This window comes from Allopontixanthobacter confluentis (assembly GCF_009827615.1).
In the GTDB taxonomy this organism is placed as follows: Bacteria; Pseudomonadota; Alphaproteobacteria; order Sphingomonadales; family Sphingomonadaceae; genus Allopontixanthobacter; species Allopontixanthobacter confluentis.
Map to the genome: position 1 here is coordinate 858,804 of NZ_WTYU01000002.1, position 22,335 is coordinate 881,138.

The 22,335-nt window shown below is 60.0% G+C and carries 22 protein-coding genes and 1 pseudogene; 12 read left to right on the top strand and 11 right to left on the bottom strand.

The window, feature by feature from the left end; all coding sequences use genetic code 11:
* The first annotated feature begins 4 nt into the window (after positions 1-4).
* The 3 genes from GRI44_RS12430 to GRI44_RS12440 are packed head-to-tail and all read left to right on the top strand — an operon-like array spanning position 5 to position 2,957.
* On the top strand, positions 5-847 hold the full coding sequence (locus tag GRI44_RS12430) for a hypothetical protein (protein ID WP_160602065.1): 843 nt from the start codon (positions 5-7) through the stop codon (positions 845-847).
* A gap of 31 nt (positions 848-878) precedes the next feature.
* A complete protein-coding gene (locus tag GRI44_RS12435; RefSeq protein WP_160602066.1) occupies positions 879-1,469 on the top strand; it encodes a peptidoglycan-binding domain-containing protein in 591 nt (196 codons plus the stop codon).
* A gap of 57 nt (positions 1,470-1,526) precedes the next feature.
* Complete coding sequence (locus GRI44_RS12440; RefSeq protein WP_160602067.1) at positions 1,527-2,957, top strand: transporter; 1,431 nt, start codon at positions 1,527-1,529, stop codon at positions 2,955-2,957.
* A gap of 917 nt (positions 2,958-3,874) precedes the next feature.
* Here GRI44_RS12440 and GRI44_RS12445 read toward each other — a convergent pair.
* Complete coding sequence (locus GRI44_RS12445; RefSeq protein ID WP_160602068.1) at positions 3,875-4,132, bottom strand: hypothetical protein; 258 nt, start codon at positions 4,130-4,132, stop codon at positions 3,875-3,877.
* 12 nt (positions 4,133-4,144) lie between these two features.
* Between GRI44_RS12445 and GRI44_RS12450 the strand changes: the two are divergent.
* Both GRI44_RS12450 and GRI44_RS12455 read left to right on the top strand, forming a co-directional pair.
* Positions 4,145-4,294: pseudogene (locus GRI44_RS12450) on the top strand (dUTP diphosphatase); the annotation flags it as partial.
* Positions 4,295-4,350: 56 nt separating this feature from the next.
* Complete coding sequence (locus GRI44_RS12455; RefSeq protein ID WP_160602069.1) at positions 4,351-4,608, top strand: hypothetical protein; 258 nt, start codon at positions 4,351-4,353, stop codon at positions 4,606-4,608.
* A gap of 78 nt (positions 4,609-4,686) precedes the next feature.
* On the opposite strand, the gene GRI44_RS12460 is transcribed toward GRI44_RS12455, so the two are convergent.
* From GRI44_RS12460 to secB, 4 genes are all read right to left on the bottom strand, one after another.
* Positions 4,687-5,391 (bottom strand): DUF4136 domain-containing protein, encoded by a 705-nt coding sequence (locus tag GRI44_RS12460; RefSeq protein ID WP_160602070.1) that lies wholly within the window; start codon positions 5,389-5,391, stop codon positions 4,687-4,689.
* 208 nt (positions 5,392-5,599) lie between these two features.
* Positions 5,600-6,616 (bottom strand): tryptophan--tRNA ligase, encoded by a 1,017-nt coding sequence (gene trpS, locus GRI44_RS12465; RefSeq protein WP_160602071.1) that lies wholly within the window; start codon positions 6,614-6,616, stop codon positions 5,600-5,602.
* Positions 6,617-6,637: 21 nt separating this feature from the next.
* Positions 6,638-8,209 (bottom strand): murein biosynthesis integral membrane protein MurJ, encoded by a 1,572-nt coding sequence (gene murJ / locus GRI44_RS12470; protein WP_160602072.1) that lies wholly within the window; start codon positions 8,207-8,209, stop codon positions 6,638-6,640.
* Positions 8,210-8,254: 45 nt separating this feature from the next.
* Positions 8,255-8,776, bottom strand: coding sequence for a protein-export chaperone SecB (gene secB, locus GRI44_RS12475; RefSeq protein WP_160602073.1), 522 nt, complete (start codon positions 8,774-8,776; stop codon positions 8,255-8,257).
* A gap of 272 nt (positions 8,777-9,048) precedes the next feature.
* On the opposite strand from secB, the gene GRI44_RS12480 reads away from it, so the two are divergent.
* Genes GRI44_RS12480 through GRI44_RS12490 form a run of 3 tightly spaced genes read left to right on the top strand, consistent with a single transcriptional unit; the run spans position 9,049 to position 11,553 of the window.
* Positions 9,049-9,708 (top strand): Tim44/TimA family putative adaptor protein, encoded by a 660-nt coding sequence (locus GRI44_RS12480; protein ID WP_332872417.1) that lies wholly within the window; start codon positions 9,049-9,051, stop codon positions 9,706-9,708.
* Between the two features lie 56 nt (positions 9,709-9,764).
* Positions 9,765-10,943: a murein transglycosylase A gene (gene mltA / locus GRI44_RS12485; RefSeq protein ID WP_160602074.1), complete on the top strand. Its 1,179-nt coding sequence runs from the start codon at positions 9,765-9,767 to the stop codon at positions 10,941-10,943.
* A gap of 4 nt (positions 10,944-10,947) precedes the next feature.
* The gene (locus GRI44_RS12490; RefSeq protein WP_160602075.1) at positions 10,948-11,553 is read left to right on the top strand and encodes a Smr/MutS family protein; all 606 of its coding nucleotides are present in this window, start codon (positions 10,948-10,950) and stop codon (positions 11,551-11,553) included.
* 21 nt (positions 11,554-11,574) lie between these two features.
* On the opposite strand, the gene ahpF is transcribed toward GRI44_RS12490, so the two are convergent.
* The 3 genes from ahpF to aroC all read right to left on the bottom strand — a co-directional run bounded on the left by ahpF (position 11,575) and on the right by aroC (position 15,162).
* The gene (ahpF, locus tag GRI44_RS12495; RefSeq protein ID WP_160602076.1) at positions 11,575-13,185 is read right to left on the bottom strand and encodes an alkyl hydroperoxide reductase subunit F; all 1,611 of its coding nucleotides are present in this window, start codon (positions 13,183-13,185) and stop codon (positions 11,575-11,577) included.
* Between the two features lie 124 nt (positions 13,186-13,309).
* Positions 13,310-13,882, bottom strand: coding sequence for an alkyl hydroperoxide reductase subunit C (ahpC, locus tag GRI44_RS12500; protein WP_160602399.1), 573 nt, complete (start codon positions 13,880-13,882; stop codon positions 13,310-13,312).
* Positions 13,883-14,094: 212 nt separating this feature from the next.
* Positions 14,095-15,162 carry a chorismate synthase gene (gene aroC, locus GRI44_RS12505; protein WP_160602077.1) on the bottom strand — a complete coding sequence of 356 codons (1,068 nt, stop codon included), beginning with the start codon at positions 15,160-15,162 and terminating at the stop codon, positions 14,095-14,097.
* Positions 15,163-15,283: 121 nt separating this feature from the next.
* Here aroC and ruvA point away from each other — a divergent pair, with 121 nt between their 5' ends.
* Both ruvA and ruvB read left to right on the top strand, forming a co-directional pair.
* Positions 15,284-15,886 (top strand): Holliday junction branch migration protein RuvA, encoded by a 603-nt coding sequence (gene ruvA, locus GRI44_RS12510; RefSeq protein ID WP_160602078.1) that lies wholly within the window; start codon positions 15,284-15,286, stop codon positions 15,884-15,886.
* Positions 15,887-15,959: 73 nt separating this feature from the next.
* The gene (gene ruvB / locus GRI44_RS12515; RefSeq protein WP_160602079.1) at positions 15,960-17,000 is read left to right on the top strand and encodes a Holliday junction branch migration DNA helicase RuvB; all 1,041 of its coding nucleotides are present in this window, start codon (positions 15,960-15,962) and stop codon (positions 16,998-17,000) included.
* A 532-nt stretch (positions 17,001-17,532) separates the two neighbouring features.
* Here ruvB and GRI44_RS14005 read toward each other — a convergent pair.
* A complete protein-coding gene (locus GRI44_RS14005) occupies positions 17,533-18,108 on the bottom strand; it encodes a hypothetical protein (RefSeq protein ID WP_232843135.1) in 576 nt (191 codons plus the stop codon).
* On the opposite strand from GRI44_RS14005, the gene GRI44_RS14010 reads away from it, so the two are divergent.
* Positions 18,107-18,226, top strand: a complete 120-nt coding sequence (locus tag GRI44_RS14010; RefSeq protein WP_232843136.1) for a PEP-CTERM sorting domain-containing protein — start codon at positions 18,107-18,109, stop codon at positions 18,224-18,226. The genes GRI44_RS14005 and GRI44_RS14010 overlap by 2 nt on opposite strands.
* Positions 18,227-18,317: 91 nt before the next feature.
* Here GRI44_RS14010 and acnA read toward each other — a convergent pair whose 3' ends face one another.
* The gene (acnA, locus tag GRI44_RS12525) at positions 18,318-20,990 is read right to left on the bottom strand and encodes an aconitate hydratase AcnA (RefSeq protein ID WP_160602081.1); all 2,673 of its coding nucleotides are present in this window, start codon (positions 20,988-20,990) and stop codon (positions 18,318-18,320) included.
* Between the two features lie 246 nt (positions 20,991-21,236).
* Here acnA and GRI44_RS12530 point away from each other — a divergent pair, with 246 nt between their 5' ends.
* Positions 21,237-21,413, top strand: coding sequence for a hypothetical protein (locus tag GRI44_RS12530; RefSeq protein ID WP_160602082.1), 177 nt, complete (start codon positions 21,237-21,239; stop codon positions 21,411-21,413).
* On the opposite strand, the gene GRI44_RS12535 is transcribed toward GRI44_RS12530, so the two are convergent.
* On the bottom strand, positions 21,410-22,318 hold the full coding sequence (locus tag GRI44_RS12535; RefSeq protein ID WP_160602083.1) for a DMT family transporter: 909 nt from the start codon (positions 22,316-22,318) through the stop codon (positions 21,410-21,412). The genes GRI44_RS12530 and GRI44_RS12535 overlap by 4 nt on opposite strands.
* Positions 22,319-22,335: the final 17 nt, after the last annotated feature.

Genomic DNA, 22,335 nt, shown 5'->3' on the forward strand with positions numbered 1-22,335 from the left:
TACCATGCGTATTTCGACCTCCGTTCACACCTTGATGCTCCTGAGCCTTGCCGGCGCTGTATCGCTTGCCGCTGCAAGTCCGGCGGAGGCGCAGGAACGCGCGCCTTATGACGATGCAAAACTGGCAACGATCGGCGCCATTTTGCCGGATCCTGAGCTGGCCGATATGCGCGGCAAGTTCATGCGTCAGAATAATGTGTCATTTTTCGGCATAAGCTTGCTGACCAGCTGGCAGGATGCGCAAGGCATCACGACCAATGCGCGGCTGGTTTTCAACGTAGATTTTCTGAAACTGGGCACGGATGGAAAACCCACCCCGGCCCTGATGGTTGGCTGGCAGCGGGAAGGCGATCCGGCGATGGATGTGACCGACACCCATTCGGGATACGTCCCGCTCATGACGCCTGCCAATGTTTTGCCTGTCGGCGGGATCGGCACGCATCAGGGCGCGGCGCAGGCCAATGTCATTGCCGGAGCGAATAATCTGGCGCGCAACAACATGCAGATCGCCATTGTCCCTGCATCGGCAATTTCGGCTTTGTCGATGGCCGGACTGCAATCTGCTGATGGCACGACCAACATCGGCTTTGCAGATGGCGACCAGCTGCAGTTTCTCGCGGCAAACAACCAGATCGGCATTGTCATGACTGGCGGCGATGGGCTGGACAGTTCGCTACAGTCCCTGGGCAGCGATGTCGGGCAGATGCTGCAACAGACCATGCTGAACACCAGCGGCAATTCCATCCTCAACTCAGCTTCCATCATCCTGGGGGCGGACAATTTTGCCCAGTCGCGCGGTGTCAGTCTGAATAGCGCGCTCAGCGCTATGAAGGGGCACGGATATTGACTGAAATGTAAATCCCGGCGGGGGAAAACAGATGAAGAAATCAATGCTGGCGGCCATGGCCGCAACCTTTATCGCTTCTGCGGCAAATGCTGCTGAGCCACACGACAACAGCTTTGCAGTGGAGGGCGCAGGTCGGTTCGACTGCGCCGCTTTCCTGACAGCGCGGCAGGATAAATCATCGGCTGAATATCAGCGCCTTATCGGCTTTGTCGAAGGCTATCTCAGCGCGGCGAACAGATATGAGCCCAACACATTCGACCTGACGCCGTGGCATAATGCCGCCGCGTTCGACATTATCCTGAATTCCCATTGCACCCAGCATGCGCAGGACACCGTCGTCAGCGTAGTTCAGCGCATGGTGACCGGCTTGCGGCCCGTTCGGGTGGCTCAGTTCTCGCCCCTGGTTGAGGTGGGCGATGCTAAGCACCGGGCGTTTGTTTACGAAGCAATCCTGCGCCGATCGCAGGCCGCCTTGAAAGTAAAGGGTCTCTACAAGGGCGAAGAAACCGGCAAGTTTACGCCCGAAATGCGCAATGCGCTGGCCGCCTTTCAGAAGCAGCATTCGCTGGATGCCACAGGTGTTCCCGACCCGGCGACCCTATGGACTCTCCTCAATCCCTGAACTTTCAGACCCATACCAGTGCCGGCACGGCGGAGTAGCAAAACAGGAAGATTAAACATGCGCCATGATCTGACATCGAAAGCATCGATAATCGCTTCAGCGGTTGCCACATCAGGCGCGGCGATTTTCCTGCCGCCGTCAGCCTATGCGCAGGATGCCCCTCTGACAGGCAGTGCCATGCAGTCTTCTGATGCAGATAGCCGCGCCGATGCGGAAATCATGTCACTGCGGGCGCAAGTCGCCATTCTCGAAGCCCGCGAGCAGGAAGCGCGCAGGCGAGTGCAGTCCCTCGAGGAACGTCTGTTGCGACTGGAACAGTTCGATGTAGAACCCATCACCGGCGATGAAGCGGCCGGCATTCGTGGTCGTTATGCGCAAGGTGAAGCACAAGCCCGGTCGTCAGATCCAGGATTCCGGCGCTTTCCCATGCCCGCGTTCGGCTTCCCCGAGCAGACGTCCAGTAATCTTGTCGTGCAGCAGCCTGAGCAAAACAATGATACAGCCGCCGTATCCGGAGTGGACCGCAAGGCCCCTGCGCCAACCACCGCGCAGGAAAATGTGACACAGCAGCAGCAAGGCACTTTCGGGCGACGGTTCGGTGTCGAACTGGGTGCATCCTATACCCATTTTAGCAATGCCAGAATCAATCTCGACGGGTTTCTGGCGCTGGATGCCATTTTTCTGGGCACGATCAGTATTGACCAGATTAAAGCCGATATATTCACGCTTGAACCTTCGGTCGATCTCGGCCTGTCTGACCGGCTTTTCGTCGACGCCAGCCTGCCGATCCTCTCGCGCACGTCGAACTTCCAGTCGGGCGGTGCCGGCGGATCGGCAGCGGGCCTGGTTGAACGCACGGTCCATGGCACAGGTATTGGTGACGCCAGCGTAGGCCTGAGTTACCGGATGCTGGCGGAAACCACCGACTTGCCCGATGTCGTGCTCAACGGAAGGGTTAAATTCCCTACCGGAAAGCATCCGTTCGGAATTGAGTTTACCGAAGTAGAAGGCAGCGAAGGCAACCTGTCGATCCCTGAACGGCTATCGTTCGGCACGGGCGTATATGGTGTGTCCCTCGGCTTTTCGATGCTCAAGACACTGGATCCGATGATTGTGTTCGGCAGTGCGACCTATTTTCACAATTTCAAACGCAGCTTTGCCGATATCGATGAAACGCCAGGTGATCAGCCCGGCAAGGTTAAATTGGGCGATGCCGTCCAGTTTGGTGCCGGCCTTGCCTTTGCGCTTAACGACAAATCGAGCATATCGATGTCCTACACCCAGCGCATTGTCGAGCGCACGCGCCTGACGCCCGATCTTCAGACTGACCGTTTCGTCGTTGGCAGCCAGGCCAATGTCGGCCTTGTGAATCTTGGTGCCACATTCTCGCTTGGCGAGAATGTGGCACTGGTGACAAATGTAGGCATAGGCCTGACAGACGACAGCCCGGACATGGCACTGAGCATCCGGGTTCCCTACCGTTTCTAGAGGCTGGCTGATGGGCCAAAACAAGGATAGCGCCAGGACAAAAACCAGGCGTTGTATTGTGGCAGAGATGGTGGGCGCCGACACAAAGCCGCAGCTTCCTGAATTGTCTATGACACAATTCATTCCTGGACCGCCTGCCAGCGGACATCAGCGCACGGATGATGAAATATCGGCCTTGTCAGACAATTCTGACAGTATGCTTTAAGGGTCGCGACGCCGATTGGCTGCCGTTCGTTCACGCCATAAACAAACGGCAGTTTTATGCCCGTTACGTCATCCTGGATCATTTGGCAGAAACCAAGAGAAGGCCGTCTGGAATGGACCAGATTGTCGACAATCCGACGAGCGCTTGACTAGCCGATCGCAGCCTGCGTTGTTGCCGCAAAGTAGCATCTGGTGGAGCGATGGCTTTCCAAGCCATTGCATGGTTTCAAGCCGTGATGGAATGGGGCTACGCGTAATCGCGGCAGGCGGAAAAGCTACCGCGACTGATACTTCCAGCGCGCCCATTCATACTGCCCAGCACCCGATATCTCTGCCAAGAGCCGCAACCCAAGTCGTCCAGCCTGCCGATGGAAGCACTGCGCCAAGACCATCTATGCGTAACGGCGACGTGGTAGCGGGAGAGCATGGGCGATAAAAAATAGCAGGGCGACCAGGAGAGTGGGTTCAAGCAACGCGATTGGCAGCAATGATATCAATGCCACTGTAGACCCACGGTAGGGCCCGTATTGGGGCAATAATGCTGGTAGCCACGCCGCAGGCCCCGATGGTCGCGACCGCATCCATGAGTATGTCAGGGACTGAAGTCAGGCCGAGCATGCGGGTGACAACCCGCCTGGTCGCATCACCATTGAACAGCGCACTGCCACCAACCGCCAGACATGCGATTGCGAAAAGGCAAAGAGGGTGAGCAGTCATTTCGCACCGCGCAAAATGCCATGGGGAAATGATGAAAAACCGATCATACCGGCAGGTGGCGCAATCAAAATGAGGGCCGTGAGATCCAATTCGGTTTTGAAGTATGCTGCCATGCTGCCATGCTGGCCTCGGCCTAGTCTTTGTATGATGCGCACCTCGATGTATTCGCGCCGGGCGACTATCTCTTGCAGGTTCAATGAAGCATCTGTCTTGAACATCAGCGGCAACGGTCTTCCCGGCAGACGGTCGGCCAAAAGCTGACGGCGCCATTCGATATCGAGCGCGGCGACCGCGTGGCGCAGCTGGTGCTGGCTCCTGTGACACAGGCCCGCTGGGAAGAAGTGGCCACGCTGGACGAAACAGAACGGGGCCACAGCGGCTTTGGATCAACCGGCGGGCACGCCAGGCTGGTCTGACGGCCTGAAATTCGCAAATCAACCGTTTAATAAGGTTTTTGCGGCGCACCATCGGCATGAGCGAGATCATCTCCCTGTTTGCCGCGATGCTGCTGAAAGTGGGCTTTGTGCTGTTTGCGGCCAATGAAATTCGCGGCGCGATACTGGCCGGGCCAGTGCTTTACGGCATTTACCAGTCCGGCGGCACGCTGGTGGCCATCTGGTTGGGCGTATGTTCGCTGGCCGGGATTGCCTTATCCCTACTGGTGCCGCTGGTGGCCGCCAAAAAGTTCAAGCGTTACAGCGCAGCACGCGGCGCCGCCCGCGCGGCCTGACCCCGGTTTTCTGTTACTGACACAAAAAAGGCGGACCTTTCCAGGCCCGCCTTTCTGATTTTTTTGGAGTGCAGCCGGTCAGTCGATGCGGCGCACGGTCTTTTTTTCCGGCGCGATCGAAATCCGCACTGTCTCGCCTGAATTGCCGGGGAAATCGGTAAACATCGCTTCAACGAGGTTCGGCACCAGATATTGCAAACGGTCGGATGTGGACATGGCCTGCGCCTTGCCTTCGAACAGGCGTTCGCCATCCGCACGGTCGATCTTCATGTCGATGCCGCTGGTGTAGACGGTGTAACTGGTCACTTCCGGCCCGCCAAAGAACGGATCGTAATAGCCATAGCCCCACGCCCTGCTGCGGAACGAACCGGGGTAAAAGCCCCTGCGGGAATAGGGCGAATAAAAGCCCCTGCGGCCATAGCCATACCATGGGCTGTAGAACGGGTCCTGAAACCCGGTTGTGCGAAGCCGCTCGCGGCCCTTGTCCACGCCATAATCAAACCGGACGAGCAGATTGGCACTTTCCGGTGCTGCCTGTACATAGCCGAGGCGTTCCATCTGGGTTTCGACCAGATCTGCATATTGCGAAAATTCCAGCCCGCCTGCCATCGCAGGATCATCTGCCACCACGGCAAAAGTCTGGCCCGAAGGCGCTGGAAGCTGGCTCTGGAAACGGGAAACATCCGCCTTGAACGGCGTGGCGCAGGCAGCAAGGCTGGCCAGCAGCAGCGGAACAGACGCCAGTTTCAGGATGCGACCTGCGGAATTGGTCTTCTTCGTCATGGGAAACCTTTCGAAACGTGCAAAAGCAGCGCGTCCGCCCCTAAGCCCGGCCGCAAGCTGTCATCGATAGGGCGTGTTGTAAAGCAGACTGGCTGAACCGCCTTTGAATGGGCGGGTTAACAAATGTTTGGAAATGCAGCCGTTTTGACCGCCAAGCAGCCCGTCAATTTAGCCCATCAATTTAGCCCATCAATTTAACGGCGCCAATTCAGCCCCGTACCAGACCCAGCGCATCATAGGCGGCCTTCAATGTGGGGCTGCCCAACTCGCGCGCTTTGGCAGCGCCCTTGGCCAGAATGGCATCCAGCGATTCGCGGTCCTGTTTCAATTCGTTGAAGCGTTTGGAAATGGGTGCCAGCGTTTCGATCAGCACTTCTCCCAGCGCAGGTTTGAATTTGCCGAACCCTTCGCCGCCAAAGGTGCGCAGGATCGAATCGACGCTTTCGCCGGTCACAGCGGCATAAATGGTCACCAGGTTCTGCGCTTCGGGCCGGCCTGCCAGACCGCCTTTTTCAGAAGGTAGAGGCTCGGCATCGGATTTTGCCTTCTTGACCGCCTTCATGATCGTGTCGGCATCGTCCGACAGGTTGATCCGGCTGCGTTCGGAAGGGTCGGATTTGCTCATCTTGGCCATTCCGTCGCGCAGGCTCATGATGCGTGCGGCTTCTGGCGGCACGATGGGTTCGGGCATGGTGAAAACGGGGGCTTTTTCGGCGCAGAAATCATTATTGAACTTCTGGGCAATGTCGCGTGCCAGTTCCAGATGCTGCTTCTGGTCATCGCCCACCGGCACATGGGTTGCCTGATACAGCAATACGTCGGCGGCCTGCAGCACGGGGTAGGTAAACAGCGCGATGCTGGCGCCTTCGCGGTTCTGGCCGGACTTGTCCTTGAACTGGGTCATCCGGTTCAGCCAGCCCATCCGCGCCGTGCCATTCAGCAGCCATTGCAGTTCTGCATGGGCGGGAACCTGCGCCTGATTGAACAGCACGGATTTTGCCGGATCAATCCCGCAGGCGACCAGTGCCGCGGTCATTTCCAGCGTGCCGGCGCGCAGGTCTGCCGGATTATGCGGCATGGAAATGGCATGTAGATCCGCCAGGAAAAACAGGCATTCGCTGCCGTCCTTCATGGTGTCCTGCATCCGCACCCAATTGCGGATCGCCCCCAGGTAATTGCCAAGGTGGAGATTGCCCGTGGGCTGGATACCGGAAACGACGCGCATGATGTTCTCTCAGATTACCCCTTAGCCGGGGCGATTGACCAATTGCCGGATTGTGGCGCGGTTGACCACGCCCAGCATGATGGCTGCCGCGAAGTAGACAGCAGCGCCTGTCAGCACAAGCGCAAGGATGGAGCCGACGCGCTGGCCGATGTTGCCTGCATACCATTCGCTGCCCACCGGCATGGCAAAATAGAGCGCCGCGCCCATCAGCGCAGCAGCGATGCCAATTCTGAGAATCCGGCTGACGGCCTGCCCACCAATGCGGAAATATCCCTTCCGCGTCAGCAGCACGTAAAGAAGGGTGGCATTGCACCATGCAGCCGCAGACCCTGCCAGCGCCAGGCCGACAACGCCCAGGCGCGGCACCAGCATGAAATTCAGCCCGATATTGAGCAGCAATGAGGCAAGCGCGGTAAAGACCGGCGTCCGCGTATCCTTGCGGGCAAAGAAATTGGGTACCAGCACCTTGATCAGCACATAGGCAGGCAGGCCCACCACCAGCGCGGACACCACGGCGCCGGTGGCGATGGAATCCGCCAGAGTATATGCGCCGCCTGTGTAGAATGCGCGGGTAAAGGCGCTGCCGGTAACAAACAGCGCCACAGCGGCGGGCACCGTCAGCAGCATGGCCAGTTCCACCGCATTGCTTTGCAGGCGGGAGGCCGCGTTCCCTTCATCATTGGCAATATGGCGGGACAGGGCAGGCAGGATGGCCGTGCCCAGCGCAATGCCGATAATGCCCAGCGGCAGCTGGTTCAGCCGGTCCCCCATGGCCAGGAAAGTATAGGCACCATCAGGCAGGGTGGAGAGGAAGAACAGGTCGATAAACCGGCTGATCTGATAGACACCGGCGCCAAATACGGCGGGCAGGATCAGTATGCCCAACTCCTTCACGCCCTTGGTCAGGCGCGGGGCGCGCAGTGTCATGCGGAAGCCTGATCGGTAGGACCACATGGCCAGCCACAGCAATTGCAGCAGGCCCGAAATGGTGACCGCGATGGCCAGATAGACGCCCGTTTGCCGCCGCGCTTCCATCCCGTCGCCCAGCGTCATGCCGATCAGCAGTGCGGTAATGAGGCAGATGTTGAGCATGATCGGCGCCGCAGCTGCCGCAGCAAAGCGGGACAGGCTGTTGAGAATGGCGGCAAACAGCGTCGCCAGGCTCATGAAGAACAGATAGGGGAAGGCAACCCGCGCCATCAGCACCGCGAGGTCGAATAATTTGGGGTCGGAGGATATGCCTTCATTGGCAAACAGGCCGGCAATCCAAGGCATCGCAATCAGCGCCAGCGCGCCGAACACGATCAGAATGGGAATCAGAAACGCCAGCACCTGTTCGGCGAACAGGCGCGCTTCGCTGATATCATCGCCATTGGTCATGCGCCGGTTGAACAGCGGCACGAAGGCAGAGGCAAAGGCCCCTTCGGCAAACAGGCGGCGGAAGATGTTGGGCAGCTGAAACGCCAGCTGCCACGCATCGCCCACGCCGCCTGCGCCCAGCACGCGGGCCAGCAGAATATCGCGCACGAAACCGAAAAGGCGGCTGACCAGGGTCAGACCGCCAATCGTGCCGACGTTTTTCAGAAGGCTCATCTACCGGGCCTGCGGTTTTTCAAGGTCAGGCAAGGTGGGGCAGGGTCAGGCGTTGCCGGCCGCTGATTCGCCAGCCATCTGCTCTTCGGCCTTGCGCTGCAACTGCTGGATATACAGCCCGTTGAAATCAATCGGGTCGAGCATCAGCGGCTGGTAGCCTGCATCGCGCGTGGCATCGGCAATGATGCGGCGGGCGAAGGGGAACAGGATGCGCGGGGCTTCTGCGTAAAGGAATGCATGCACCTGTTCGTCAGGCATATTGCGCATGCCAACCAGGCCGCAATAGGACAATTCGACCAGATAGGCATTGCCCTGTTCGGCCTTGGCGGTGATGTTGATTTTCAGTTCCACTTCGTGGACTTCATCATTGACCGGCACGGCGCCAATGTTGAATTGCAGGTCGATCTGCGGCTGGTCTGCCCACTGGTAACTGGCCGGCGCATTGGGGTTTTCGACCGACAGATCTTTTACATATTGCGAAATGATTCCGGCCACCGGCTGCGTGTCTTCGCCATTGGGCGCAGGGTTCATGTTGAGGTCGGTCAGGATGTCGGCTTCGTCGGCCATAATGCTGGTGCTTTCTGCTATGTGATACTGTCATGCCTGCGGCAAATGGTTCCGACGCAGGCTTCGGCGGCGCGCGTAGCACTCAAGACAGCCTCCCGCAACTTCGGGCCCGCAACTTCGGGCCCGCACCTTCATAGGCCAGACGGGGGCACCTGTATGACTGGCTGATCATGCTGGGCTGTTGTTCATTTGTAATGCCTTCCTATTTAGGGCAATATCACTTCACATTTCGCAGGCGCGTGCTGTGCCTGCCCTGATACAGGTAAAAGCCCGTGATTATTGAAATCGTCATTCTTGCCATGATCGCCGCCTTTCTCGGCATGCGGCTATATTCCGTGCTGGGCCGCCGGGCCGAGCATGAGGAAGAATCGATTCCAACCCGTTTCGAAGCGCCAGACCAGGCGGCGGTGCAGGCAAACCGCACGCGTCCTGTCCCGCCTGCCGCGTTGCAGCGCCCCGCTGATCTTGCTGGCGTGTCACCAGCGGTTGAACAGGGCGTGCGAGATATTGCCGCAGCAGACCGCACATTCGACATCACTGCGTTTCTTGAAGGCGCAAAGGGTGCCTATGGCATGGTGCTCGAAGCATTCTGGAACGGCGACAAGGCGACCTTGCGCGAATTATGCGACGATGATGTCTACGCCAGTTTTGCAGGCGCCATCGATGCGCGCGATGCAGCCGGCGAAACGCTGGCCAACCGTCTGATTCGCATCGAAGAAGCGATCATTCAGGGCGCACGCCTTGATGGCCGTATTGCCCGCGTTGCGGTGCGTTTCGTGGCCGATATTGCCGCTGTTACCCGCGACAAGGAAGGCGTGATGATTGCAGGCTCGCTTGATGATGCGATCGAAACCCGCGACATCTGGACATTCAGCCGCGATGTAACGGCTGCTGCGCCTGACTGGGTGCTCGACGAAACCGACGAAGGCTGATCAGGGACTTGGTGCGGCGCGGACCAGTCTTGCAGCGTATTGCAATTCTTGCGGCAATGATGCTGGGGGGCTGCGCGCAAATTGTGCCGCAATCAGCAGCGCCGCCGCGACCTGCCGCGCAATTGCCGGCACCGCCGCAAGCCGCGATACCTGCTGCAACCACCGCCGCATTTTCACAAGTTACCAACGGGCCGCCGGTGGCGGGCCTTGGCATGTCCGTGGCGGATGCTGGCGCTGCGCTGGCGTCTTTTCGGGAAAGTTGCCCCAAGATTGTACGCCGCAGCGATGCCAGCGGGCTGACCAGCCAGGATGACTGGCGGCCGGCCTGTACTGCTGCTGCCACATGGCCCGCAGGCACCGCACCGCAATTTTTCGCCGCCCATTTCGAAACAGCGCAAGTGGGAGACGGGACATCCTTTGCCACTGGATATTTTGAACCGGAAATCCGCGGCAGCCGCGTTAAACTGCCAGGGTACGATACGCCGGTATATGCCATGCCGCCTGAACTGGTGCGCGGCTGGCCCGATGAGGTGCCCGAGGCAGAGCGAACAGGCCGCCCGCCGCTGGGCCGCCTGGATGCAAGTGGCAAATTCGTGCAGTTTTACGAACGGGCCGAGATCGAAGATGGCGCGCTTGCCAATCGCGGGCACGAAATAGGGTGGGCGGCCGATCCGGTGGAATTCTTTTTCCTCCAGATACAAGGCTCCGGCAGGCTGATCGCGCCTGATGGCACGGTTACGCGGATTGGCTATGCAGGCCAGAACGGCCGGGAATATGCAGGCATTGGCAGCATCATGCGCGAACGCGGCCTGCTGGGCGACGGGCCGGGACAATATGCCGGCAGCATGCAGGGCATCATGCAATATATTCGCGAAAACCCCGAAGCGGGCCGCGATCTGATGCGGTTGAACAAAAGCTGGGTGTTTTTCCGCATCCTGAACGGTGACGGCCCGCTGGGCGCGCTGGAAGTGCCCGTGCGCCGCGAATCGAGTGTGGCTGCTGATCCCAGATTTGTGCCGCTGGGCGCGCCGGTATGGCTTCAGATGGACCGCAATGAAGCCAACGGCCTGTGGATCGCACAGGACACCGGCGGCGCAATCAAGGGCCCGAACAGGTTCGACACATTCTGGGGTGCGGGCGAAGATGCCCGCCTGATCGCCGGCGGGATGAGCGCGCGCGGCCGGGCGCTGATCTTGGTGCCCAAAGGCACGGTGCAACGTTTAAGCGGGCAATAAGCCCATGGCGAAAATGCCGCGCGGGCTGACCGCCGACGAACAGGAAGCCTGGGAACGGGTGGCAGCGACGGTAAAGCCGCTGGCCCGCGTCAAAAAGACTTTTGCAACGACCAATGTAAAGGCCGCTGCTTCCTCCATATCAACCCCCGTTTTGCAACAGTCTCCCCTGCCAATCGCGCGCCTTGCCAAGGCGCCTTCGGCAGGCCGCATTCCGCAACCCTTGATACGGCCGCCAACGCGCCCGCCACTTCGTCCAGTGGGGCAGGGCGGGCTGGATTCCCATTGGGACAAACGCCTTAAAACCGGGTCTATCGACCCTGATTTCTCGCTCGATCTGCACGGCCACGGGCTGGATGCGGCGCATGACCGGCTGGAAACGGGTATTGCACAAGCGCGCGCCATGGGCGCACGGCTGGTGCTGGTGGTTACTGGCAAGCCGCGTCCGGTAGATGCTGCCGACACGGCAACGCAGCGCGGCGCCATCCGGGCCAAGGTGCTCGACTGGCTGGCGGCTGGCCCCCATGCCGATGCGATTGCCGCCATCCGAAAATCGCACCGCCGCCACGGGGGCGATGGTGCGATTTACATTGTTCTCCGCCGGGGTATCTAGGCCCCGTCAGGCTTTGTAAAGTCAGGCGGATTGCGCCGCTTTCTGCGCTGCCTGGGCAATTTCGGCCACCGGCTCATTGCGAATGATGTAATCAAACGCGCTGAGGGCGGCCTTGGACCCTTCGCCCATGGCGATAACGATCTGCTTGTATGGCACGGTGGTCACATCGCCCGCTGCAAAAATGCCGGGAATGTTGGTGCCTGCGCGATGATCGATCACGATTTCCCCGAAACGTGACAATTCCAGCCCCGAATCCTTCAACCATTCGGTGTTGGGCACAAGGCCGATCTGGATGAAAACGCCGTCCAGCGGGATATGAATTTCCTCCGCGCTGTCACGGTCCTGATAGGTCAGGCCGTTCACCTTCTCACCATCGCCGGTCACTTCGGTGGTCTTGGCAGAAGTGATGATGTCCACATTGGCCATGGACCGCAATTTCTTCTGCAACACCTCGTCCGCCCGGAGGCTGCTGTCGAATTCGATCAGCGTGACATGGCCGACGATGTTGGCAAGGTCAATCGCTGCTTCCACGCCGGAATTGCCGCCGCCGACAACCGCCACGCGCTTGCCCTTAAACAATGGGCCATCGCAATGCGGGCAATAGGCCACGCCCTTGTTGCGATAGGTATCCTCGCCCGGAACGCCCAGCTGCCGCCACCGCGCGCCGGTTGTGAGGATGATGGAGCGGGCTTTCAGCGATGCGCCATTGGCCAGGCGCACTTCATGGAAGCCGCCGTCTTCGCTGGTCGGGACAAGGGCTTCGGCCTGCTGCAAATTCATCACATCAATATCGTAATCCGCGACATGGGCTTCCAGCTGTGCGACCAGCTTCGGGCCTTCGGTATAGGTGACCGACGGCAGGTTCTCGATCCCCATCGTGTCCAGCACCTGTCCGCCGAAGCGTTCTGCCGCAATGCCTGTGCGAAACCCCTTGCGCGCAGTATAGATTGCCGCCGACGCACCTGCTGGTCCGCCGCCCACGATCAGCACTTCGAACGGGTCTTTGGCGGCAATCTTGCGGGCCATCTTTTCGCCCGCGCCGCTATCCAGCTTGGCCAGGATTTCGGAAACTTCCATCCGGCCATTGGCGAAGGGTTCACCGTTCAGGAAAATGGCGGGGACTGCCATGACCTTGCGGCTGTCGACTTCATCCTTGAACGCGCCGCCTTCGATCAGCGTGGCGGAAATGCGCGGGTTGAATATGGCCATCAGCGTCAGCGCCTGCACCACGTCGGGGCAGTTCTGGCAGGATAGCGAGAAATACATGTCGAAATCGAAAGTGCCGTCCAGCGCCCGGATCTGTTCAATCACATCGGCATCCACCTTGGGCGGGTGTCCTCCAGCCCACAACAGGGCGAGGACGAGCGAGGTAAATTCATGGCCCATGGGCAGACCGGCAAAACTTACCGCCGCAGCATGGTCCGCCGCACGGCGGATGAGAAAGCTGGGCGCGCGGCTTGCGGTGCCGTCAAACGATGCTGTCACCATGGGGTGCAGCGCGGCAATGTCTTCCAGCAATGCGCGGGTCTTGGCGGAGGTTTCGTCGCTGCCGATGGTGCCGACCAGCTCGATCGGCTCGCGCAGATTGCCAAGATAGGTCGTCAACTGCTGCTTCATGGCGGTGTCGAGCATCGAAATTCTCCGAAATGCGTAATACTATCAGGGAGGAAACGACCCGGGGCGGGAGGGGGAGCCCCGGGCCATCCTTTGCCGCAACAGAGGTTGCGGCTAGCTGTATTCAATCAGCCTGATCAGCTCAGATCTTGCCGACGAGGTCGAGCGAAGGTGCGAGCGTGTCGTCGCCTTCTTCCCACTTGGCAGGGCAGACCTGGCCGGGGTTGGCGCGCACATATTGTGCAGCCTTGATCTTGCGGACCAGTTCCGTGGCATTGCGGCCAACGCCTTCCGAAGTGATTTCCATCACCTGGATCACGCCATCAGGATCAACCACGAAGGTGGCCCGGTCAGCCAGGCCCTGGCCTTCACGCAGCACGCCGAAATTATTGGCGATGGTGTGGTTCTGGTCGCCCAGCATCGGGAACTTGATCTTGGCGATCTTTTCCGATGTTTCGTGCCATGCCTTGTGGCTGAAATGGGTATCGGTGGAGACGGAATAGACTTCCACGCCCATGCCCTTCAGCGTGTCATACTGTTCAGCCAGATCTTCCAGTTCAGTCGGGCAGACGAACGTGAAGTCAGCCGGATAGAAGAAGAATACGGCCCAATTGCCGCGCACGTCACCGTCGGTAACTTCGACGAATTCGCCTTTGCCCTGGGCGGTTGGTTTGAAAGCCTGTGCGACGAAAGGCTGGATTTCCTTGCCGATCATGGTGGTCATAATATGCTCCGATATGTTGCAGTTGCGAATATGAATATTGCAACCGCGAGATAGGGAGCAGCCCGGCCCAATGAAAGGCGAGTTTTCCGATGATATTGATTGAATAAATTAATCGTGGAACTTTGATTGGTTGCATCGATTTATCAGGTTGGCGACCACACCGTTGTGCAGTTGCGAGAAACGGGGCCGAGAGCCGCCGCTTTCTAGCCGCATTGCGCCCGGTGGAGCATCATGTGATCCGCCAGCACCAGCGCCATCATCGCTTCAACCACCGGCGTACCGCGTATGCCAACGCATGGGTCATGCCGCCCCTTGGTGCTGATCTGCGTGTTTTCACCGTCACGGCCAATGGTGTCCACGGCTGACAGGATCGAACTCGTCGGCTTGAATGCCACCCGCACGATGACTGGCTGGCCGGTTGAAATGCCGCCGGCAATGCCGCCTGCATTATTGGCTTCGAACTGCGGTCCGTCCGCGCCCGCCCGCATCGGGTCGGCATTTTCTTCGCCGCTCAACATCGCAGCCCCGAAACCTGCACCAATTTCCACGCCCTTGACGGCATTGATGCCCATCATTGCGCCTGCCAGGTCTGCATCCAGCTTGCCATAGACGGGCGCGCCCCAGCCTGCGGGGACGTTTTCCGCGACACATTCCACCACTGCGCCCAGCGATGACCCAGCCTTGCGCGCCCCATCCACCAGCGCTTCCCAGCGTGTGGCTGCGGCGGCATCGGGACAGAAGAAAGGGTTCTGGCCAATTTGAGAAAAATCCATTGCGCTGCGGTCTATCTCGTCCCGGCCAATCTGGCTGACGTAAGCGGTGATTTTCACGCCTGGCAGGATCAGCCGCGCCACCGCGCCTGCGGCCACGCGCGCGGCAGTTTCACGGGCGGAACTGCGCCCGCCGCCGCGATAATCGCGCAAGCCATATTTGGCATCATAGGCATAATCCGCATGGCCCGGGCGATAGGCCTTGGCCACTTCGGAATAATCTTTCGAGCGTTGATCGACATTCTCGATCATCAGACTGACCGGAGTGCCGGTGGTCCGGCCTTCGAACACGCCGGACAGGATTTTTACCGCATCGGGCTCGCGCCGCTGGGTGGTGAATTTTGATTGTCCGGGCGCGCGGGCATCCATGAAAGGCTGGATCATCGCTTCTGTCAGGGCAATGCCCGGCGGGCACCCGTCCAGCACGGCGCCCAGCGCAGGGCCATGACTTTCACCCCAGGTGGTGAACCGCAGAACCCTGCCGAATGTGTTGACGCTCATGCTTGTCCCTCAAACTGCGCCGGTTCATGTCGCAAAGGCGGCCCGCTGTCCATAAATGTCCATAAAGGGTGGACCAAGCGCAGCTTTACGCGCAAGAACAAACCATGCCCAAGGACATCAGATGATCGCAAAGCTCAAGGGACTGCTGGACGAAACCGGTGCCGACTGGGCCGTGATCGATGTGGCGGGTGTGGGCTATCTGGTCCATTGTTCCGCACGCACTCTGTCTGCGCTGGGCGATGTGGGCGGTGCCTGCACGGTCTATACCGATTTGCAGGTCAGCGAAAACGACATGCGCCTGCTGGGTTTTGCCGATGCGGCAGAACGCGACTGGTTCCGCCTGCTGACACAGGTGCAGGGCGTGGGCAGCAAGGTCGCGCTGGCGATCTTGTCGGCGCTGTCCATTGCAGAAGTGCAGGCCGCCTGCGCCAATGGTGATGCGGCCATGGTGGCCCGCGCCAATGGCGTGGGGCCGAAACTGGCGGGGCGGATCGTCAATGAACTGAAAGACAAGGCGGGCGGAATGCCCGGCGGCGGGGTTGCGGCAGGCATGGTCAACATCGCCGCAGGCTCGGCCAGCGCGGATGCAGTGTCGGCCTTGCAGAACTTGGGGTTCAAACCCGTTGTTGCATCGGCGGCGGTCGCCAGGGCGCAGGCCGCGTTGGGTGAGGATGCCGATCTTAACGCCTTGATTCGCGAAGGGCTTAAACATGCCGCGAAATAGTCTTCGCGCGGTTGCCTTAACCTGGCAGCAAACCGACACGTCACATCCCTTTTGAAAGCTGGCACTGGCTGCGATGACTGATCTTCCCGACCTTACCCCGAACCGCCAGCCGGAAGACCCGGATGCGGCGCTGCGGCCAAAATCGCTCGCCGAATTTGTGGGCCAGGAAGCGGCGCGTGACAATTTGCGCATCTTCATCGAGGCGGCGCGCGGGCGCGGCGAGGCGATGGACCATGTGTTGTTCTTCGGCCCGCCGGGGCTGGGCAAGACCACGCTGGCGCAGATTGTAGCCAAGGAACTGGGCGTGGGTTTCCGCGCCACATCCGGCCCGGTGATTGCCAAGGCAGGCGATCTTGCCGCGCTGCTGACCAATCTTGAACCCCATGATGTGCTGTTCATCGACGAGATTCACCGCCTCAATCCGGTGGTGGAAGAAGTGCTGTATCCTGCGATGGAAGACCGCGCGCTGGATATCATCATCGGCGAAGGGCCATCGGCGCGCAGTGTGCGGATTGATCTGCCGCCGTTCACGCTGGTGGGTGCGACCACGCGGCAGGGCCTGCTGACCACGCCGCTGCGGGACCGTTTCGGTATTCCGGTGCGCCTGAATTTCTACACCGTGCCGGAACTGGAACGGGTGGTGACGCGCGGTGCGGGCCTGCTGGATATGAAAATCCATCCTGATGGCGCGCGCGAAATTGCGCGCCGTGCGCGCGGCACGCCGCGGGTTGCCGGCCGCCTGATGCGGCGGGTGCGGGATTTTGCCCATGTGGCAGGGGACGGGGTGGTGACTGCCAAGGTGGCTGATGATGCGCTGACCCGGCTGGAAGTGGACCGTCTGGGGCTTGATGCGATGGACCGGCGCTATCTCACCATGATTGCCGATATTTACAAAGGCGGGCCGGTGGGCGTGGAAACGCTGGCTGCGGGCCTGTCAGAACCGCGTGATACGGTGGAAGAAGTGATCGAGCCCTATCTCATCCAGATGGGGCTGGTGGCGCGCACGGCACGCGGGCGCTGCCTCAATGATTCGGCATGGGTGCACCTGGAAAAAAAGCCTCCGGCACCGTCCGGCGCGCCTGAACAGAACGGCTTGTTTGACGCACAGGGTTAATCCTGCGTCAGCAAATGGCCGTCCTTCGGTTCCATAGTGGGACAGGTGTGCGCAAATGCGGCGTGAGCTGCGTGTCTTTTGCGAATTTCAGGCGCAAATCATGGTTAACGCGATTGCGGCAGGGCGGCGCCGGGCGTCTGATGTGCTGACAGGGAAGTGCCGGATTGCGGAATCGCCGCTGCCAAGGCTGCCCTGGAAAGTAACAAGAGAGCGTGCCCATGTCTGTAAAGATGGCCTTGGCGAAACTATCCGCAACTGCTGCAGGCGGCGCGCTGCTGGCTGGCGGCGCGGTGCATGTCGCTGAAAAGCCTGTGGCTAATCCTCCAACCTATAAATCGGTAAAGTCGGTAAAATCCGCGCCGGTGAAATATGTCAAGGAACGTCGGGCAGAACGCCGCATCCCCAAGCCGGAAAAGGCCAGGCGCCGGATTGTAAAACGGGTGGTCGAATGCCAGCCAGCAGGCCCCGGCATGGTCGTTGTGCCTGGCGCAAGCGCGCCTGCCTATGATGACAGTGTGGAATGCCCGCCCACCTACCGCATGGCGATGGCGGCAGTTCCGCTGCCCCAGTCAGGCCCGGTTTCCGGCGGCGATGGCGGCAGTGTTACAGTGATTGGCGGCGGCGGCGGATTTGGCGGCGGGTTCGGCGGCGGATTTTTTGGCGGCTTCTTCGGCGGCGGCGGGGGCGGCTCCAGCAGCGGTAATGTGACGGTTACATCCACCACCACGACAACGGGCGGCACGACCAGCGGCAGCTCATCAAGCAGCAGCTCATCAAGCAGCAGCTCGAGCAGCAGCGGCGGTGATGTGACCCCGCAGCCATCCTCGTCCACAACTACAACGACGACCTCGACGTCAGGCAATGTGTCAAGCACGTCAACCTCGGGCAATATGTCCAGCACCACGTCAACATCGGGGAATGTGTCGAGCACATCCACTTCCGGAAATGTGTCCAGCACCACCTCAACGTCGGGCAACGTGTCGAGCACTTCGTCCACATCGGGCAATATTTCGACCAGCACGACCACGTCGGGCAACATGACCAGTTCAACGTCCACCACGACGACAAGTTCGGGCATGACCACATCCGGCATGACTACTTCGGGCATGACGACGACCACCACTGGCGGCACGCAGGTTCCGGCCCCGCCCATGATGATCCTGTTCGGGATCGCAGCAGCGGCAGTCTTGTCCCGCCGCAAATTCCGGCTGGTCAGGGGCGCCTGACCCTACTGATCCGGTCTTCCAGTCCAGCAAAAAGGGCGGCCCCCGCGAGGGAGCCGCCCTTTTTCTGACCCGCATTACTGGCGGGCGCGAATTACGCTGCCAAATTGCGCAGCACGTATTGGAGAATGCCGCCGTGGCGGTAATACTCCATTTCGTTAGCGGTATCGATCCGGCATTTGGCGGTGAAGCTGAAGGTTTCCCCATTGGCGCGGGTCACATCCACGGTCACGTCCTGGCCGGGGGTGAGATCAGCCAGACCGCGCACGGTAAAGCTGTCATCGCCGGTCAGGCCCAGCGTGGTGCGCGTATCACCATTTGCAAATTGCAGCGGCAGCACGCCCATGCCCACCAGGTTTGACCGGTGAATACGCTCGTAGCTTTCGACAATCACGGCGCGCACGCCCAGCAGATTGGTGCCTTTGGCAGCCCAGTCACGGCTGGAGCCAGTGCCATATTCCTTGCCCGCGATAACCACCAGCGGCGTGCCATTGGCCTTGTGTTTCATGGCAGCATCATAAATCGCCATGGTCTCGCCGCCATAGGTGGTCATGCCGCCTTCGACGCCGGGGACCATTTCATTCTTGATGCGAATATTGGCAAAGGTGCCGCGCATCATGACTTCATGGTTGCCGCGGCGCGAGCCGTAGGAATTGAAGTCCGCCTTGGCGACCTGATTGGCCATCAGATATTCACCGGCTGGCGAATCTTCCTTGATCGAACCGGCAGGCGAGATGTGGTCGGTGGTGACAGAATCGCCCAGCATCGCCAGCGGCTTTGCATCCACGATGTCCATGATCACCGAAGGCGTCATGCTCATGCCCTCGAAATAGGGCGGGTTGGCCACATAGGTGCTGCCCGGACGCCACTGGTAGGTGTCCGAACCCACCACATTGATTGCCTGCCAATGCTCGTCGCCCTTGTAGACGTCGGCATAGCGGGCTTCGAACATGCCCCGGTCGATGGAGCTGGCGCGCAGGTCGGAAATTTCCTGATTGGTCGGCCAGATGTCCTTCAGATAGACATCATTGCCGCTGCGGTCCTGCCCGATGGGGGTGGATACCATGTCGGTTGTGACAGTGCCGCGCAGGGCATAGGCCACCACCAGCGGCGGCGATGCGAGGAAGTTGGCCCGCACATCGGGGCTGACGCGGCCTTCGAAATTGCGGTTGCCCGACAGTACGCTGGCCGCAACAATGTCATTATTGTTGATTGCGGCGCTGATCGGCGCGGCCAGCGGGCCGGAATTGCCGATGCAGGTGGTGCAGCCATAGCCGACCAGATCGAAACCGAGGGCATCCAGATCAGCCTGCAGTCCGGCTTTCACCAGATAATCCGTCACCACTTGTGAACCCGGTGCCAGGCTGGTCTTCACCCATGGCTTGGGCTTCATGCCCAGCGCATTGGCCTTGCGCGCCACCAGACCGGCGGCAATCAGCACATCGGGGTTGGACGTGTTGGTGCAGCTGGTAATGGCCGCAATCACCACGTCGCCATCACCAATGTCATGGTCCTTGCCTTCTACTGCCACGCGTTCCGGCGCGGATTTCTTGTAGATGGACGCAAGATCGGTGTTGAACAAATCGTCCACTTCGGGAAGCGCAACCTTGTCCTGCGGCCGCTTGGGCCCGGCCAGTGACGGCACCACGCTGCCCATGTCGAGCGACAATGTCTTCGTAAAGACCGGCTCATGCGCAGGATCAAACCACATGCCCTGTTCGCGGTAATACGCTTCTACCAGCGCCAGCTGGTCTTCGCTGCGGCCGGTCAGGCGCAGATATTCCATGGTCTTGTCATCAACGCCGAAGAACCCGCAGGTCGCGCCATATTCGGGCGCCATATTGGCAATGGTGGCGCGGTCGGCCAGGCTCAGTTTGCTGACGCCGGGGCCATAAAATTCGACAAAGCTGCCCACCACGCCCACTTCGCGCAGCATCTGCACACACGTCAGCACCAGGTCGGTTGCGGTAATGCCTTCAGCCATTTCGCCGGTCAGTTTGAAACCGACGACTTCGGGGATCAGCATGGAAACCGGCTGACCCAGCATCGCGGCTTCCGCCTCGATCCCGCCAACGCCCCAGCCAAGCACGCCAAGACCGTTAATCATGGTGGTGTGGCTGTCAGTGCCGACGCAGGTGTCAGGATAGGCGACTGTCGCGCCGCTCGGATCCTGGCTGGTCCATACGCATTGCGCGATATTTTCCAGGTTCACCTGATGGCAAATGCCGGTGCCCGGAGGGACAGCCTTGAAATTGCTCAGGCTTTTGCTGCCCCATTTCAGGAAGTCATAGCGTTCTGCGTTGCGCTGATATTCCAGTTCGACATTATGTTCGAACGCCTTGGGGTGACCAAATTCGTCCACCATGACCGAGTGGTCGATCACCAGGTGAACCGGAACCTGCGGATTGATTTTCTGCGTGTCGCCGCCCAGCTTGGCAATGGCATCGCGCATGGCGGCCAGATCGACCACGCAAGGAACGCCGGTGAAATCCTGCAGCAGCACGCGGCCGGGCCGGTACTGGATTTCATTGCCGGTCTTGGGGTTGTTCTGCCAATCGGCAATGGCCTGGATGTGGTCTGGTGAAACGGTGAAACCGCCATCTTCAAAACGCAGAAGATTTTCCAGCAGGACTTTCAGGGAATAAGGCAATCGGCTGATATCGCCAATTTTCGCGGCCGCCTTGGCCAGGGAATAATAAGCGATTTCCTTGCCGCCGACATTCATCGTGCTGCGAGTTGCGAGTGTGTCCTTACCGACCTGGGTCATCCTGCGCGGGTTCCTTTCATGGGTGGCGCTCGTTCCGCCGCGAAATTCCGGGATTGTCCATCAGACTGTACCCAGAACGGACTCGCGGGCGGGGAGCCAATATCTGCTGCGCCGCTTGCGCGTTCACGCCCGCAAGGTCAAGAGCGCGGGCATGAACGCAGCATGTCAAATCGGAACCTTTGGCGCTCTATCTGCATTGTTCCGGTAATAATTGGCCAATTACAAGGCTGCAACAGGGACAATACAATGAACGGTCTGCAACCATCAGACAAATGCAATGCCCATTCACTCCGCGCTGGTCTGGTCGCCGCGGTGCTGGGCGTGACAGCATGTTTCGGGGCCGCCGTCAGCTTTGCTGGCGAAACCGTGCAGGCATCGGAAGTGGGCGTGGAAGAGAGTGGCCCGAACACAGCCGCGCGCTAGACGGCACCTTGTCCTGGCGGCGCGTGTTGTGCTGGGGACCGTGTGCCAATCCAGCAACCAAACACAATCAGCACCGCCCCTGCGATCGTGGCCGGACTGACGGGTTCACGAAAGAATATCCACCCGAACAGGACGGCCCACAGAAACCCGGTATATTCAACAGGCACCAGCCGCTGTGTTTCAGCCCGGGCATAGGACCATGACAGGATCATGGAGGCTGCAACGCCCAGCACTGCGGCGGCCACCAGATCCCCCCACACGCCTTGTGGCGGCACGGAAAACAGGAACGGGGCAGGACCCAGCAGTGCCAGCCCGACAATTCCGTTCTGGAATGTCGCCACTTCTACCGGTCTGGCAACCAGAGCCTGTTCGCGCTGAAGCACCAGGTTCCAGGCATAAAGAACCGCCGAAATGAACAGCGCGGCCAGCCCGATCATTGCATCATCCGTCATGCGTTCGCGGCCCACGCGCCCGCCGACTATGATGATGACCCCGCCCAGCCCCAGCAATGCAGCGATGATCGCGCGCGGCTGAATTTTCTCGCCCAACAGCATTGCCGCCAGAAACAGCGCGATCAGCGGGGCGATGAAGGACATGGCAATGGCTTCTGCCAGCGGGAGGCGGACAAGCGCGAAAAAGAACGTCAGCGCCATCCCTGCAATGACCACGCCGCGCCGCAGATGCAGCCGGATTACGGCGGGCTGCGGCCATTTGCGGCTGCCTATCCACCATGCCGGCCCCACCAGCATTACCCCGATGACCGACCGGACCAGCAGCGCGCTATAGGCCCCGGCAGCCATGGATGCGCTTTTCATGAACGCATCCATCAAGGAGAACACCGCAATTCCGGCAATAGTCGTTAAAACCGGAATGATCGGGCGGGTAGATGTGGCTGCATCCGGCATGTGACAGGCTGGTTCCG

Bases quoted from the DNA above. Each gene is read 5' to 3' on its own strand.
- GRI44_RS12430 (WP_160602065.1), top strand. From the start codon at position 5: ATGCGTATTTCGACCTCCGTTCACACCTTGATGCTCCTGAGCCTTGCC.
- GRI44_RS12435 (WP_160602066.1), top strand. From the start codon at position 879: ATGAAGAAATCAATGCTGGCGGCCATGGCCGCAACCTTTATCGCTTCT.
- GRI44_RS12440 (WP_160602067.1), top strand. From the start codon at position 1,527: ATGCGCCATGATCTGACATCGAAAGCATCGATAATCGCTTCAGCGGTT.
- GRI44_RS12455 (WP_160602069.1), top strand. From the start codon at position 4,351: ATGAGCGAGATCATCTCCCTGTTTGCCGCGATGCTGCTGAAAGTGGGC.
- GRI44_RS12460 (WP_160602070.1), bottom strand. From the start codon at position 5,391: ATGACGAAGAAGACCAATTCCGCAGGTCGCATCCTGAAACTGGCGTCT.
- trpS (WP_160602071.1), bottom strand. From the start codon at position 6,616: ATGCGCGTCGTTTCCGGTATCCAGCCCACGGGCAATCTCCACCTTGGC.
- murJ (WP_160602072.1), bottom strand. From the start codon at position 8,209: ATGAGCCTTCTGAAAAACGTCGGCACGATTGGCGGTCTGACCCTGGTC.
- secB (WP_160602073.1), bottom strand. From the start codon at position 8,776: ATGGCCGACGAAGCCGACATCCTGACCGACCTCAACATGAACCCTGCG.
- mltA (WP_160602074.1), top strand. From the start codon at position 9,765: ATGATGCTGGGGGGCTGCGCGCAAATTGTGCCGCAATCAGCAGCGCCG.
- GRI44_RS12490 (WP_160602075.1), top strand. From the start codon at position 10,948: ATGGCGAAAATGCCGCGCGGGCTGACCGCCGACGAACAGGAAGCCTGG.
- ahpF (WP_160602076.1), bottom strand. From the start codon at position 13,185: ATGCTCGACACCGCCATGAAGCAGCAGTTGACGACCTATCTTGGCAAT.
- ahpC (WP_160602399.1), bottom strand. From the start codon at position 13,882: ATGATCGGCAAGGAAATCCAGCCTTTCGTCGCACAGGCTTTCAAACCA.
- aroC (WP_160602077.1), bottom strand. From the start codon at position 15,162: ATGAGCGTCAACACATTCGGCAGGGTTCTGCGGTTCACCACCTGGGGT.
- ruvA (WP_160602078.1), top strand. From the start codon at position 15,284: ATGATCGCAAAGCTCAAGGGACTGCTGGACGAAACCGGTGCCGACTGG.
- ruvB (WP_160602079.1), top strand. From the start codon at position 15,960: ATGACTGATCTTCCCGACCTTACCCCGAACCGCCAGCCGGAAGACCCG.
- GRI44_RS14010 (WP_232843136.1), top strand. From the start codon at position 18,107: ATGACGACGACCACCACTGGCGGCACGCAGGTTCCGGCCCCGCCCATG.
- GRI44_RS14005 (WP_232843135.1), bottom strand. From the start codon at position 18,108: ATGCCCGAAGTAGTCATGCCGGATGTGGTCATGCCCGAACTTGTCGTC.
- acnA (WP_160602081.1), bottom strand. From the start codon at position 20,990: ATGACCCAGGTCGGTAAGGACACACTCGCAACTCGCAGCACGATGAAT.
- GRI44_RS12530 (WP_160602082.1), top strand. From the start codon at position 21,237: ATGAACGGTCTGCAACCATCAGACAAATGCAATGCCCATTCACTCCGC.
- GRI44_RS12535 (WP_160602083.1), bottom strand. From the start codon at position 22,318: ATGCCGGATGCAGCCACATCTACCCGCCCGATCATTCCGGTTTTAACG.